This window comes from Vibrio sp. MarTm2 (genome assembly GCF_027587055.1).
Taxonomy (GTDB): domain Bacteria; phylum Pseudomonadota; class Gammaproteobacteria; order Enterobacterales; family Vibrionaceae; genus Vibrio; species Vibrio sinaloensis_D.
Genome location: NZ_JAPPTK010000001.1, coordinates 856,017 through 870,542 on the forward strand (window position 1 = coordinate 856,017; position 14,526 = coordinate 870,542).

Here is a 14,526-nt window from a genome sequence, read left to right on the forward strand (position 1 = left end):
GATGTATAGATCATGAGCCAGAACGTATACCAATTTATTGATGTTCAACGCGTCGACCCTGCGAAAAAGCCAATTAAGATTCGTAAAATAGAGTTTGTTGAAATCTACGAGCCTTTTACCAAACAACAAGCAACGGCCCAAGCGGATCGCTGTTTAGATTGTGGTAACCCTTACTGTGAATGGAAGTGCCCAGTTCACAACTATATCCCTCAGTGGTTAAAGCTAGCCAATGAAGGTCGAATCATCGAAGCGGCAGAGCTTTCTCACCAAACCAACAGCCTACCTGAAGTCTGTGGACGAGTATGTCCGCAAGACCGACTGTGTGAGGGCTCTTGTACGCTTAACGACGACTTTGGCGCTGTCACGATTGGGAATATTGAAAAATACATCACCGACAAAGCGTTCGAAATGGGCTGGAAACCAGACATGTCGAAGGTTGAATGGACGGAAAAAAAGGTCGCGATCATTGGATCGGGTCCTGCTGGGTTAGCGGCTGCTGATATCCTTGTCCGCAATGGCGTTAAGCCCGTGGTATTTGATCGCTATCCAGAGATCGGTGGCCTACTCACCTTCGGTATTCCATCATTCAAGCTCGAAAAAGGGGTGATGGAAAACCGCCGTAAAGTCTTTTCCGAAATGGGTGTCGAGTTCCGCCTTAATACTGAAGTCGGTCAAGATATCCAAATGCAGCAACTCATCGATGACTACGATGCGGTCTTCCTTGGCGTGGGAACCTATAAGAATATGCGCGCCGGCCTCGAAAACGAAGATGCACCGGGTGTCTACGACGCGCTTCCTTTCCTCATTTCCAATACCTATAAAGTGATGGATTTAGAGGACGACAAGCCATTCATTGATATGAAAGGTAAGAAAGTCGTAGTGCTTGGTGGTGGTGATACCGCTATGGACTGTGTTCGCACTTCTATTCGTCAAAATGCTGACCATGTCATCTGTGCTTATCGCCGTGACGAAGCCAATATGCCGGGCTCACGCCGTGAAGTAAAAAATGCCAAAGAGGAAGGGGTTAACTTCATGTTCAACCTTCAGCCTCTTGGTCTTGAACTGGATAGTTCAGGTAACGTGTCAGGCGTGAAAGTGGTGAAAACGGCATTAGGTGAGCCTGATGAAGCGGGACGTCGTCGTCCGCAGCCAGTAGAAGGGAGCGAACACGTTCTTGAAGCAGATGCAGTCATCATGGCATTTGGCTTCCAACCTCATCAAATGAGTTGGTTAGAACCTTACGGCGTAGATCTTGATCAATGGGGGCGAATCAAAGCACCATCCGATCAAGAGTTTATGTTCCAAACGAGCAACAAAAAGATCTTTGCCGGTGGCGATGCCGTTCGCGGCTCTGATCTCGTCGTGACAGCTATCGATGAGGGCCGTAAAGCCGCAGAGGGAATCTTGGACTTCTTAGAGGTTTAAGAAACTCACAAAGCTCTATCAATATCACAAAAGGGTCCAATTGCTGGATCCTTTTTTCTTTCTCTACATATAATTAGCTCAAAATAAAAAAGTAGGAATTCAACATGAAGAAAGCCGCTCTCCTTTCCATTGCTATGTTGGGTTTAACCGCCTGTAGCCAAGGAGTTCAAACCATGACGGATCGCACTGCCTCACCTTGTGGTGATAAACCTAACTGCGTGTCAACGCAAGACAATCGCGAAAAGTATCAGCTGTCGCTATTTGTTATTACAAGCAACGCTAGCGTAGACTCAATTGAAGCTGCTGCACTCCGACTCTCGGGCGCAAAAACTGCCGTCAAACAAGACAACTATCTACGAATCGAGTGCACTTCTAAGATCATGCGCTTTGTCGATGATTTAGAGTTAAGAATCGAAGGCGATAGACTGCTCGTTCGATCTGAATCTCGCGTTGGATATTCAGACTTTGGCGTCAACCGTAAACGTGCTGAGCAGCTAAGAGAACTCCTAAAAGCGGATAATCTGATCCAATAGCCATAGGGTTCAAAAAACAAAAAACCGAAACACTGGGCTTCGGTTTTTTCTTAGTTGGAAAGCAGATTACTGCTCAGCTTCTTCGCGAAAAACAACAAGACGCTTAGGAGCCACCTTGCCATCGTCATTCACTTCAGCAACGCCAATGAACAGTTTCTCTTCACCGGAAGTCATACGAAGGGGTGTCCCCTCTGGTGCGCCAAACACTTGCACTGGCATACCATGCTGAACAAGATTAGTTAGCTCAGCATTCAGGTTCACTTCTGGTAGGTCTTCTACCGCAGTGTCCATTGGTAATAGCAGCGGATCAAGCAACTCTTTTGGTGCCACTTCATCACGGTGTGCTTGCTCAAGTAATTCATTGAGTTGCTCAAGCGTTACCATTTTCTCGTAAGGATATTTTGCAACACCAGTACGACGAAGCATCGTCACGTGAGCACCACAGCCAAGCATCTCGCCAAGATCATCAACGATAGTGCGGATGTAAGTGCCTTTCGAGCAGTGAACTTCCATCTCGACTTCATCACCTTCGAAGCGATGCAGTACAATTTCGTACACCGTGATTTTACGTGACTCACGCGGTACTTCGATGCCTTTACGTGCGTACTCATACAGCGGCTTCCCCTGATACTTCAACGCTGAAAACATTGAAGGTACTTGATCAGACTCACCACGGAACTTATCAATACACGCTTCCAGCTTTTTAAGGTTCACATCCACCGGGCGCGTTTCAACTACTTCACCATCAGAATCAGAGGTGTCGGTCCGCTCACCCAGCTTAGCGATCACTCGGTAACGCTTATCAGAATCCAATAGGAACTGAGAGAACTTGGTTGCTTCACCAAGACAGATTGGCAGCATACCCGTCGCTAGGGGATCCAGAGCACCGGTATGACCTGCTTTCTCTGCAAAGTAAATGCGTTTTACTTTTTGCAGCGCATCATTAGATGAAATGCCTGTTGGTTTATCCAGAAGGACAACACCATTAATTGGACGACCTTTACGACGACGAGCCATTACTCTTCCCCTGCTTGATCGTCTTCGCGACCAGATTCTTGCTGCTTACGCTTATCTTCGCTCACGACTTCTGAAACTAGGTTCGACATACGCATACCTTCAACCAAGGTATTGTCGTAATGGAAGCGAACTTCAGGTGTTAGACGTAGACGAATGCGCTTACCTAGCATCATACGGATGTGAGCTTCATGCTCACGAAGCGCTTCAAGGCAAGACTCAGGCGTTTGCTCACCCACACATAGGAAAGTAACAAACACTTTTGCGTATGCAAGGTCACGTGACACTTCTACATCAGAAATTGTCACCATGCCTAGGCGAGAATCACGAACTTCACGCTGCAGGATCATCGCGAGTTCTTTTTGCAGCTGCTGAGAAACGCGCTGCGTACGGCTAAATTCTTTTGACATATCTTTTCTCTTATTAGAAAGAATGGGGGGATGGATTAATTCCAGCCCCCCATGGCGTATTCAACAACCAATTACTACTTACTCATCAATGAGTAAGTCAGTAATGCTAGTCAATTAATCAAGAGTACGTTTAACTTCTACGATTTCGAATACTTCGATCTGGTCACCAACGCGAACATCATTATAGTTCTTAACGCCGATACCACATTCGTAGCCGTTCTTAACTTCTTGAACATCATCTTTAAAGCGACGAAGTGACTCTAGTTCACCTTCGTAGATAACAACGTTATCGCGTAGTACGCGGATTGGGTTGTTACGCTTGATGGTGCCTTCTGTAACCATACAACCAGCGATTGCACCTAGCTTCGGTGACTTAAATACGTCACGTACTTCAGCAAGACCAATGATCTCTTGCTTGAATTCTGGAGCTAGCATACCGCCCATTGCTTGTTTAACTTCGTCAATCAATTGGTAAATGATTGAGTAGTAACGTAGGTCTAGGTTTTCGTTCTCAACTGTACGACGTGCAGTTGCATCAGCGCGAACGTTAAAGCCAAGGATGATAGCGTTAGACGCTGCTGCAAGTACTGCATCAGTTTCAGTAATACCACCAACACCAGAACCAACGATGTTCACTTTCACTTCATCAGTAGAAAGTTTCAGTAGAGAATCAGAGATTGCTTCTACAGAACCTTGTACGTCAGCTTTAAGAACAACGTTCAGCTCTGCAACTTCACCCGCAGCCATGTTAGAGAACATGTTCTCTAGTTTCGCTTTCTGCTGACGAGCCAGTTTCACTTCACGGAATTTACCTTGACGGTAGTTCGCTACTTCACGAGCTTTACGCTCATCACGTACCACTGTCGCTTCATCACCAGATGCTGGTACACCAGAAAGACCTAGGATCTCTACAGGAATTGATGGGCCAGCAGATGTCACTTCTTGACCGTTCTCATCGCGCATCGCACGAACACGGCCGTACTCTTGACCACAAAGAACGATGTCGCCTTTGTTTAGAGTACCTGACTGAACAAGTACTGTTGCAACTGGACCACGACCTTTATCTAGACGAGATTCAACAACAACACCAGATGCCATGCCTTCTTCAACCGCAGTCAGTTCTAGAACTTCAGATTGTAGAAGGATAGTCTCTAGAAGACCGTCGATGTTTGTGCCCTGTTTCGCAGAGATGTGAACGAACATGTTCTCACCGCCCCACTCTTCAGGAATAACGTCGTACTGAGCTAGCTCGTTCTTAACGTTATCTGGGTTCGCGTCTTCTTTATCGATCTTGTTCACAGCAACAATCAAAGGAACGCCTGCCGCTTTCGCGTGCTGGATCGCTTCGATTGTTTGTGGCATTACGCCATCGTCTGCCGCTACCACTAGAACTACGATATCTGTCGCTTGAGCACCACGAGCACGCATAGCAGTAAACGCCGCGTGTCCAGGAGTATCAAGGAAGGTAATCATGCCGTTTTCAGTTTCAACGTGGTATGCACCGATGTGCTGCGTGATACCACCCGCTTCGCCTGAAGCAACGTGAGCTTTACGGATGTAGTCAAGGGTAGACGTTTTACCGTGGTCAACGTGACCCATGATAGTTACAACAGGAGCACGAGGAACCGCTTCAGCGTTGTTGTCACGGTCATTTAGTACCGCTTCTTCTAGCTCGTTCTCTTTACGTAGGATTACCTTGTGACCCATCTCTTCAGCAACAAGTTGTGCTGTTTCTTGGTCGATCACTTGGTTGATAGTCGCCATAGCGCCCATCTTCATCATTACTTTGATAACTTCTGTTGCTTTAACAGCCATTTTGCTCGCAAGCTCAGAAACAACGATAGTTTCACCGATAACAACGTCAGCTTTCGCTACAGATGCTGTCTTATCGAAGCCTTGCTGCATTGAAGTTGGTTTAGCCAGTTTACCTTTACCGCCACGACCACGTTGGTTACGACCACCACGGTTGTTAGTAGCTTGCTTGTCAGCTGGCTTCTTCTTACGACGACGAGGCGCCTTCTCTTCTTTCTGGTCAGCTGCATCTTCAGCTTCACGAGCGTAAGAAGAAGTTGTCACATGGTAGTCAGAGTTTTCCAACTCTTTCTTCTTCTTCTCTTCTTCAGTCCAGCGAGCTTCGTTCTCTTCAGCTAGTTTACGAGCTTCTTCAACAAGCTTCGCAGCTTCTTGTTCAGCTTTGCGCTTCGCTTCTTCTTCCTGACGACGTTTTAGTTCATCAGCTTCTTGCTTCGCTTGCGTGTTCGCTTCCGCGTTCTTTGCATTCATGTCTTTCTTAGCCTTATCAGCTTGGGCGCGTTTGGCCTTCTCTTCAGCTTCACGTTTTGCGTCCGCTTCTCGCTTCGCTTTCTCTTCGGCCTCGCGTTGTGCTTTCTCTGCAGCTTCACGTTTCGCTTGCTCTTCAGCTTCACGCGTCGCAAGCTCTTCGGCTTCACGTTTGGCTGCTTCCTCAGCCTCACGTTTTGCTTCGTCTTCGATAGTGCTGCGCTTCACGTAAGTGCGCTTTTTACGCACTTCTACTTGAACATCCTTACTCTTACCGCCACCGGCATTAACGCTCAATGTGCTGCGAGTCTTACGCTGTAGTGTTAAGCGAGTAGGCTCAGTTTCACCAGATGTGTCACCGTGCTCTTTCTTAAGGTGAGTCAAAAGTTTCTGCTTTTCTTCGTCAGAAACTTGATCACTACTCGCTTTCTTCATACCAGCGTCAGCAAGTTGTTCAATTAAGCGGTCCACTGGAGTTCCAATTTCTTCACTCAGTGCCTTAACAGTAATTTGTGTCATGCCGCTTCCTCCTTGCTGAATATTATGCGTCTTCGCCGAACCAACAGATGTTACGAGCAGCCATGATTAGCTCACCCGCACGTTCTTCAGTTAGGCCTTCGATACCTTCTAGGTCATCGATACCTTGGTCTGCTAGATCTTCTAGTGTTGCAACACCTTTAGCAGCCAGTTTAAATGCCATTTCACGCTCTAGGCCTTCTAGACTAAGTAGATCTTCTGCAGGCTCAACACCTTCGAAAGATTCTTCTTGAGCAAGAGCTAGAGTCGTTAGAGCATTCTTCGCACGATTACGTAGTTCTTCGACTAGGTCTTCATCAAGACCGTCAACTTCTAGTAGCTCATTTACAGGAACGTAAGCTACTTCTTCTAGAGTAGAGAAGCCTTCTTCAACAAGCAGTTGAGCAAAGTCTTCTTCGATATCTAGGTGCTTCATGAAAGCATCAATTGCAGCTTGAGATTCTTCAGCGTGTTTCTTCTGAAGATCCGCAACTGTCATTACGTTTAGTTCCCAACCAGTTAGTTGAGAGGCCAAACGTACGTTTTGGCCGTTACGACCGATAGCTTGCGCTAGGTTGTCTGCTTCAACTGCGATGTCCATTGAGTGCGCGTCTTCATCAACGATGATAGAAGCCACATCCGCAGGCGCCATTGCATTGATAACAAATTGCGCTGGGTTATCATCCCAAAGCACGATATCAATACGCTCACCGCCGAGTTCACCAGAAACCGCTTGTACACGTGCACCACGCATACCAACACACGCACCCACAGGGTCGATACGCTTATCATTCGTTTTAACTGCGATTTTCGCACGAGAACCAGGATCACGTGCCGCGCCCTTAAGTTCGATGATTTCTTCAGCAATTTCTGGAACTTCAACACGGAATAGTTCTGCAAGCATCTCTGGCTTAGAGCGAGTGATGAACAGCTGGAAACCACGTGCTTCTGGCGCAACTTTGTAAAGAAGACCGCGAACACGGTCGCCTGGACGGAAGTTTTCGCGAGGAAGTTGGTCGTCACGTAGGATAACCGCTTCAGCGTTGTTACCTAGGTCAAGAACAACCGTCTCACGGTTTACTTTCTTAACCACGCCTGTCACTAGCTCACCTTCATTGTCGATGAACTGCTCTACGATTTGTGCGCGCTCTGCTTCACGTACTTTTTGTACGATTACTTGCTTAGCAGTTTGAGTTGTGATGCGGTCAAATGTCACTGACTCGATATCATCTTCAACAAAGTCACCCAATTGGATTTCTGCATCTTCGTATTGAGCAGCTTCCAGTGAGATTTCCTTTGTTGGGTTCTCAACTTCTTCTACTACCAACCAACGGCGGAACGTTTCGAACTCTCCCGTTTTACGGTCGATTTCAACACGTACATCGATCTCGATTTCGTGCTTCTTTTTTGTAGATGTCGCAAGAGCAATTTCTAGGGCTTCAAAGATACGTTCACGAGGTACGGCTTTTTCGTTCGATACCGCTTCTACTACCGCTAAAATTTCTTTACTCATTTTAAATAGCCTCTAAGACTTTAATTAAAATTTAGGGATGAGGTTAGCTTTTGAGATGTTGCTAAGCGCAAACTCTTCTTCGTTACCATCAACAGTAACGGAGATTGTCTCACCATCGACAGAATGGATTACACCCTTCCACTTACGACGGTTGCCAACAGCCATTTTCAAAACGATGCTGACCTCGTGACCAATAAATTGTTCATAGTGAGCTGCTTTGAAAAGTGGTCTTTCTAAACCGGGAGAAGACACTTCAAGGTTGTAAGCCACCGTGATTGGATCTTCAACGTCCATAACTGCACTAACTTGACGACTCACTTCAGCACAATCTTCGACGTTAATGCCGTTCTCGTGATCGATGAAGATTCGCAACGTTGAATGCTCGCCTGCGCGAATAAATTCTAATCCAACTAACTCATAACCTGATGCCGCTACTGGAGCTTCAAGCATTTCAGTAAGTTGTCTTTCTAAACCAGTCATTTAAACCACTCCAGAAACAAAAAAAGGGCTCAGAGCCCAATTTAAATTCCAAGCAAAACACCAAATTTTCCCATTGGGAAAATTTAGATAACAAAAAACCCCGAAAAGTCGGGGTTTTTTGTTGCTGGACCCTGATAGTTAAACGATATCTATGCCGTCTAACTCGCAGTATTACTACTGCGCAAACTTGCCTAAATTCCACTTAAGAATTTGGTTGCGGGGGCCGGATTTGAACCGACGACCTTCGGGTTATGAGCCCGACGAGCTACCAAGCTGCTCCACCCCGCGTCCGACTTGTCGAGCATTATACGCTCTCCAAGGTGTTTTACAAGTTTGTAAATCAATGGTGCCGAGAGAGGGACTCGAACCCTCACACCTAAGGCACTAGCACCTCATGCTAGCGTGTCTACCAATTTCACCATCTCGGCAGCTAAATCTATCTAAAAGCTAGAAAGTAGCTTATTGAGGAATTTCATCGCCCTGTGGAGCGGGAATTTCACTCGCATCGTCAGCTTGTTGAATGATTTGACCTTGTGTCGGGTCAACCCATTGTGACTCAGTCTTATGTGTAGACATATTACCAAGTACCAAGCTAAGGATGAAAAATACTGTTGCAAAAATTGCAGTCATTCGGGTTAGGAAATTACCTGAGCCGCTTGCGCCAAACACTGTGTTTGATGCGCCAGCACCGAATGAGGCTCCCATATCTGCGCCTTTACCTTGTTGAATCAACACTAGGCCGATTACACCAACCGCTGCCAACAGGTAAATCACAAGTAGAACTGTAAACATTATTTCCACCTATGTTCCAAATTGTTGAGCCAGCGCCGCTCGAAAACTTTACTTTACAATACGGTTTTAGAACAAGGCTAGCGACCTCCTTTCCGAAGGCCGAGCAATACTAGCGAAACGCTATGGCGCTGACAAGAGATAATTTACAAAAAAACACACTAGACGCTTCAAGCGGTCAAAAAAAGGGCAAACTGCGACTTTTTTGTCAATCTAGGCGGTACTTTAGCCTCTCTATTGCTTGGGTAACACACTCTTAATCTACAGAGGCTTGCTGGAAGACTAGAGAGTATCGAACTCTGAGCTGTACTCAACTAGACCGCTTCGTCCAGAAAACTCATCCTCGGCAAGCGTTTTTACCTGAAATGCACCAGCAGGCACTTCCCACTTACAATGCATATTATGCTGCTCTGCCGAGACAAAGCCAAAACGCGAGTAATAAGCGGGATCACCAAGTACGACGCAAGCAGGGTAGCCGAGTTCAAATAGAGAGGTGAAACCTTCTTCAATAAGCTGTGCCGCAATGCCTTGGCGTCGGAACTCTTCTTTTACCGCTAAAGGTGCCAAACCTTGCCAGTTAAAATCCTCACCATTTAAAGTGACAGGGCTAAACAATAGGTAACCGACCACTTCCCCTTCATCTGTTGATGCTACAAGAGATAACGAACGGCGACCGTTCTCACGGAGTTTCATCACTAGGTTTGCTTCTGCTTCGGTATCGAATGCAGATTTTAATAATCGGTCTACGGCTAAGATGTCAGCCGGTGCTTCAGTTCGAATAAGCATTTACTACCTCACTTTGTGTCGACGGCGATTGTAAGCCTTTCTGCACAAAGTCGGCTAGTTGATTTAGTAAACTTTGTAACGGTTTTGGTAAAGATTCTAAATCGACACTGTCCATCAGGTTCTTTACTTCTAAACCCAACTCAGTATCGCCTTCAATTGACAAACGACGCTGGAAAAACAGAGTATCAGGATCTTCTTTGCGACCAGCGATTAACACCAAGTCATTCAGATTACCGCAAAACGCAACGTCCTCTTGGACTGGCTTGTCAGCCACAACAAGGCGTTCATCCTCATAGCTGATATACCAACTTAACTGCATATCCTTCACTTCGACTTTCAACCACTTATCTTCGAGAAACTCGAAGTCGCCATCTTCCAATGCTTCTTTGAAAACAGTTTTAAGCCCTTCTAGTAAGGCTTTTTTTTGTACAGATTGCGGCAATAAGTGGACTGGAGATCGCAAAATTGATGCGGCGTTTTGAACTAGTTGGGTGCGAATCTTGTTAATCACGCGAGTTATCCGTTAACTTGTTTACTTGAATAGCCCATCATAGTGGATGTGCAAATCTAGATTCCTGTTATTTGTCAAAGAATCAGCGTTAACAGCTAACTCTTTAATATCACTTCAATGCCAGTTATATTAATAGAGTCGACCCATCCACTAACCTAATGGATCCACCGCTCTTAGGGAATATCGGTAACAGCTTGATGCTATCGCAACAACTTCAGCATTGGTTCACGAAAATTACGGATAACAGTCCGTTTTTTTTCGCCATTCTAGATAACCAGCATAACTATGCATTGGTTAACGGACGCTATTGTGATATCGCAGGCCTCAGCCCTCAAGAACTGGTAGGAATGAACGACTCGCAAATCTTAGGCGAGCAGTTTTACGAACTCCTCAAACCGTACTACGAAAGAACATTCAGTGGCGAAGCGCTGGAAGCTGAAATTACCCTTGGCGGGAATGATTTAGAAACCAGCCTGCACTTTAGTCTCTCCCCAATTAAAGCTGAAAACGGTGTTGAACATGTTATTTTTCACGCCATCGATACATCAGAAAAACACATTCTGATTCGTTCACTTGAAGAGTCTGAAGGCAAGTTTTCGACGCTGACTGCCCTACTTCCTGATGGTTTGTTGCTTGTTGAAGACGACTGCATTATTTCCGCCAACCCAGCAGCCATTCGCCTGTTAGGCTTTGAATCTACAAGTAATTTACTTGGAGAGACGTTTTCAAGGCTATTTGTTGACGAAAAAACCAAAACCGTTTTTTCTGACAACCTTAGTTCGACTCTGGGTGAAGCTCCATTAATGTGCTTGACGGGGCCACGATGTGGTTTCGAGCGTCGAGTCCAGCTCAATGCAGACTCCACCACACTTCTAGGTAGCAATTCGCAACTGGTATTAATTCAAGATGCCGAGGCTGCGCCCAAGCTGTTATCAAACGCGGGGCAAGAAGATGCACACATTGACTCTTTAACAGGGCTATACAACCGTTTTGGCTTTACCAAGCGACTGGAGCAATTGATTCAAAACGATACCCCGTTAATCATGCTCTACTTGGACATTGATAACTTTAAGAATATTAACGACTCTTTGGGCCATCATATTGGTGACAAAGTGATCAAAGAGGTCTCTTCTCGTCTTAAGCGCCTTTTACCCCAGCAAGCGGTTTTAGGGCATTTAGGAGGCGACGAGTTTGGTTTGATTCTTCCTGAGCCAGAAAACAATCGTATGGCAGAAATGCTGTCAGAGCGCATCATTTCATTGATAAATCAACCGTTTGATCTCCACCACTTTAGTAAACGCCTCGCTTGCTCTATCGGTAGTGTGGCGTACCCTGGTGATGGTAACGATGCTCGAATTCTGTTGCAAAATGCAGATACGGCGATGTACGAAGCCAAAGATCGTGGTCGTAACCGATTGATCAAATTCAATGATCAAATGAACAAAGAAGCACGCATGCGCCTTTGGCTGGAAATAGAACTACAAAAAGCGTTGCAGCAGAACGGTTTGGAAGTTTGGTATCAACCTAAAGTCAATGCACGGGACTTCAGCATTAACGGCGCAGAAGCTCTAATTCGCTGGAAGCATCCAGTGGAAGGCTACATTAGCCCAGCCGCGTTTATTCCTGTGGCAGAGCGCGCTGGCCTGATCGAGCACTTAGGACGCGTTGTTATGCGTGACGTGTTCAGTACCGTGAAACGTTGGAAACTCCAAGGTATTCTGCCAGGCCGTGTGGCAATTAACCTTTCTCCGGAGCAATTTGGCAACCCGAAATTGATCGACTACATGGAAAAGCTGCTGCGAACGACAGAGCTAGATCCAAGTTGCATTACCTTTGAGCTCACCGAAAGTGCCGTGATGAGTGACAGTGACCATACACTACAAATGCTTAATGCCATCAAAAAACTCGGTTTTTCTCTATCGATTGATGACTTTGGAACGGGTTACTCGTCTCTCTCTTATTTGGCACGTTTCCCACTGGATGAGCTCAAAATAGACCGCGCCTTTATCACCGATATTGATACCTTACCGAAGCAAGTCACCGTTATCGAAAACATCATTAACCTCGGTAAGTCACTCAATTTAACCGTGGTTGCTGAAGGGGTAGAGACTCAACAGCAAGCGACGTTGTTATCCAATTTGAACTGTAACTCAATTCAAGGCTTCCATTTCCATCGACCGCAACCGAAACAAGAAGTAGAAGAGCTATTTGCTCAAAATCGCCGCCACAAAAACTAACTCCAAGTGAGTAATTGGGTGAGAAACTCACTCAAACCTGCCTTACATCAAATTTGCTATTCATAATTCTTCATAAAATGCTCACCAAATTTCGAACAATCAGTCTTGGTAAGAGCAATGGAACTCCTATGCCCAGCAGGTAATCTTCCTGCACTAAAAACGGCCATTGATTGTGGCGCTGACGCGGTGTACATCGGCTTTAAAGATGATACCAACGCCCGCCACTTTGCAGGGTTAAACTTCACCGGAAAGAAACTGGAAAAAGCCGTTCAGTACGTTCACGACCACAACAAGAAGATCCATGTTGCTCTCAACACGTTTGCGCATCCAGATGGCTTTGAGCGTTGGACTGATGCGGTCGACCGCGCTGCCGACAACGGAGTAGATGCGCTTATCGTGGCAGACATTGCGGTGCTGGATTACGCAGCTCGCAAGCATCCTGATTTAGAACTGCACCTATCAGTTCAAGCATCAGCAACCAATATCGCCGCTATCGACTTCTACAAGAATAACTTCAATGTTCAGCGTGTCGTCTTGCCACGCGTTCTTTCTATCCATCAGGTAAAACAGCTATCACGCAATATGACGAGTGATGTCGAGTTAGAAGTTTTCGCTTTTGGTAGTTTGTGCATTATGTCTGAGGGACGCTGTTACCTCTCTTCTTACATGACAGGCGAATCACCAAACACGGTAGGCGCGTGTTCTCCGGCTAAATATGTTCGCTGGCAAGAAACCGATCAAGGCCTAGAATCGCGCCTAAACGACATACTTATCGACCGCTACAGCGAAGGTGAAAATGCAGGGTATCCCACATTGTGTAAAGGGCGATTCACAGCCGACTTAGAGGAGCAGACAAAGGCTTACCATGCGTTGGAAGAGCCTACCAGCTTAAATACTTTGTCAATGCTGCCTGATTTGTTTACTGCCAACGTCGCCTCAGTCAAAATTGAAGGCCGTCAGAGAAGCCCTGCCTATGTCGAACAGGTAACTCGCACCTGGCGTGCTGCCATTGATCGCTATCTAGCCAACCCAGAAAGCTATCAAGTTGAAGCCGCTTGGAATGCGACATTGGCAAACGTATCCGAAGGTACCCAAACCACCTTGGGTGCGTATCATCGCAAATGGCAATAGAGGTAAGCATGGAAAACAATATGAAGTATGCACTAGGCCCATTGCTGTATTTCTGGCCTAAACAAGATGTAGAAGATTTTTATCAACAAGCAACGTCAAGCTCGGCTGATATTATCTATCTAGGCGAAAGCGTCTGCTCGAAACGCAGAGAAATGAAACCTGCGCATTGGTTTGATATCGCTAAAGAGCTAAGTTCCGCGGGTAAACAAGTGGTTCTCTCAACCATGGCATTGCTTGAAGCTCCTAGCGAAGTCAACATCATGAAAAAGTACATCGACAATGGTGATTTTGCTATCGAAGCTAACGATGTCTCCGCGATTCAACTAGCCTCACAGAGCAAAGTCCCTTTTGTAGTTGGACCTGCTGTGAATACTTACAACGCACACACTCTCAATCTATTTCTCAAGCAAGGTATGATGCGTTGGTGTATGCCCGTTGAGTTATCACGTGAATGGTTAAACAATGTGTTGATTCAATGTGATGAGCTTGGTATTCGCAATCAATTTGAAGTGGAAGTCTTTAGCCATGGCTACTTACCACTCGCTTATTCCGCCCGCTGTTTCACTGCTCGAGCAGAAAACAAAGCTAAAGATGATTGCGAGACGTGCTGCATCAAATATCCAACGGGTATTCAGGTCAGTAGCCAAGAAGGCCAAGAGGTGTTTAATCTCAATGGTATCCAAACTCAATCAGGCTATTGCTACAACTTGATCAACGACCTGCCGAATATGAAAGGTTTGGTTGATGTGGTTCGCTTAAGCCCACTCGGGCTGAGTACTTTCTCGGATCTGAATAATTTCCGAGCCAATGAAACTGGGCAAAACCCAATGCCGATTCAAAGCAGACAATGCAATGGTTATTGGCACCAACTTGCTGGATTAGAGGTCAAAACGCTCTAAGA

13 protein-coding genes and 2 tRNA genes are annotated in these 14,526 nt (G+C 46.0%); 5 read left to right on the forward strand and 10 right to left on the reverse strand.

What is annotated here, in order from left to right:
• The first annotated feature begins 12 nt into the window (after positions 1 to 12).
• Together OH458_RS03965 and OH458_RS03970 are read left to right on the forward strand one after the other, a co-directional pair.
• The gene (locus OH458_RS03965; RefSeq protein ID WP_269977335.1) at positions 13 to 1,425 is read left to right on the forward strand and encodes an FAD-dependent oxidoreductase; all 1,413 of its coding nucleotides are present in this window, start codon (positions 13 to 15) and stop codon (positions 1,423 to 1,425) included.
• Between the two features lie 104 nt (positions 1,426 to 1,529).
• The gene (locus OH458_RS03970; RefSeq protein ID WP_269977336.1) at positions 1,530 to 1,958 is read left to right on the forward strand and encodes a DUF1499 domain-containing protein; all 429 of its coding nucleotides are present in this window, start codon (positions 1,530 to 1,532) and stop codon (positions 1,956 to 1,958) included.
• A 66-nt stretch (positions 1,959 to 2,024) separates the two neighbouring features.
• Here OH458_RS03970 and truB read toward each other — a convergent pair whose 3' ends face one another.
• From truB to ubiT, 10 genes are all read right to left on the reverse strand, one after another.
• Positions 2,025 to 2,975, reverse strand: a complete 951-nt coding sequence (gene truB / locus OH458_RS03975; RefSeq protein ID WP_269977337.1) for a tRNA pseudouridine(55) synthase TruB — start codon at positions 2,973 to 2,975, stop codon at positions 2,025 to 2,027.
• Positions 2,975 to 3,382 carry a 30S ribosome-binding factor RbfA gene (gene rbfA / locus OH458_RS03980; protein WP_038139735.1) on the reverse strand — a complete coding sequence of 136 codons (408 nt, stop codon included), beginning with the start codon at positions 3,380 to 3,382 and terminating at the stop codon, positions 2,975 to 2,977. Before rbfA ends, truB begins: the two co-directional genes overlap by 1 nt.
• Before the next feature lie 114 nt (positions 3,383 to 3,496).
• On the reverse strand, positions 3,497 to 6,181 hold the full coding sequence (infB, locus tag OH458_RS03985; RefSeq protein ID WP_269977338.1) for a translation initiation factor IF-2: 2,685 nt from the start codon (positions 6,179 to 6,181) through the stop codon (positions 3,497 to 3,499).
• A gap of 22 nt (positions 6,182 to 6,203) precedes the next feature.
• Entirely contained in the window at positions 6,204 to 7,691 is a 1,488-nt protein-coding gene (nusA, locus tag OH458_RS03990; protein ID WP_269977339.1) for a transcription termination factor NusA, read from the reverse strand.
• Between the two features lie 24 nt (positions 7,692 to 7,715).
• A complete protein-coding gene (rimP, locus tag OH458_RS03995) occupies positions 7,716 to 8,171 on the reverse strand; it encodes a ribosome maturation factor RimP (protein ID WP_005472901.1) in 456 nt (151 codons plus the stop codon).
• A gap of 211 nt (positions 8,172 to 8,382) precedes the next feature.
• A tRNA-Met gene (locus OH458_RS04000) sits at positions 8,383 to 8,459 on the reverse strand.
• Positions 8,460 to 8,515: 56 nt separating this feature from the next.
• Positions 8,516 to 8,599 (reverse strand) — tRNA-Leu (locus tag OH458_RS04005).
• 31 nt (positions 8,600 to 8,630) lie between these two features.
• A complete protein-coding gene (gene secG / locus OH458_RS04010; RefSeq protein WP_005472784.1) occupies positions 8,631 to 8,963 on the reverse strand; it encodes a preprotein translocase subunit SecG in 333 nt (110 codons plus the stop codon).
• 279 nt (positions 8,964 to 9,242) lie between these two features.
• Positions 9,243 to 9,746: a GNAT family N-acetyltransferase gene (locus OH458_RS04015; RefSeq protein ID WP_269977340.1), complete on the reverse strand. Its 504-nt coding sequence runs from the start codon at positions 9,744 to 9,746 to the stop codon at positions 9,243 to 9,245.
• Positions 9,730 to 10,257, reverse strand: coding sequence for a ubiquinone anaerobic biosynthesis accessory factor UbiT (ubiT, locus tag OH458_RS04020; protein ID WP_038215713.1), 528 nt, complete (start codon positions 10,255 to 10,257; stop codon positions 9,730 to 9,732). The genes OH458_RS04015 and ubiT overlap by 17 nt, the downstream gene beginning before the upstream one ends.
• Before the next feature lie 197 nt (positions 10,258 to 10,454).
• On the opposite strand from ubiT, the gene OH458_RS04025 reads away from it, so the two are divergent.
• The 3 genes from OH458_RS04025 (at position 10,455) to OH458_RS04035 (ending at position 14,524) form a co-directional block, all read left to right on the forward strand.
• Positions 10,455 to 12,494, forward strand: coding sequence for an EAL domain-containing protein (locus OH458_RS04025; RefSeq protein WP_269977341.1), 2,040 nt, complete (start codon positions 10,455 to 10,457; stop codon positions 12,492 to 12,494).
• Between the two features lie 117 nt (positions 12,495 to 12,611).
• A complete protein-coding gene (gene ubiU / locus OH458_RS04030; RefSeq protein ID WP_269977342.1) occupies positions 12,612 to 13,625 on the forward strand; it encodes a ubiquinone anaerobic biosynthesis protein UbiU in 1,014 nt (337 codons plus the stop codon).
• Positions 13,626 to 13,645: 20 nt separating this feature from the next.
• The gene (locus OH458_RS04035; protein WP_038190900.1) at positions 13,646 to 14,524 is read left to right on the forward strand and encodes a U32 family peptidase; all 879 of its coding nucleotides are present in this window, start codon (positions 13,646 to 13,648) and stop codon (positions 14,522 to 14,524) included.
• Positions 14,525 to 14,526: the final 2 nt, after the last annotated feature.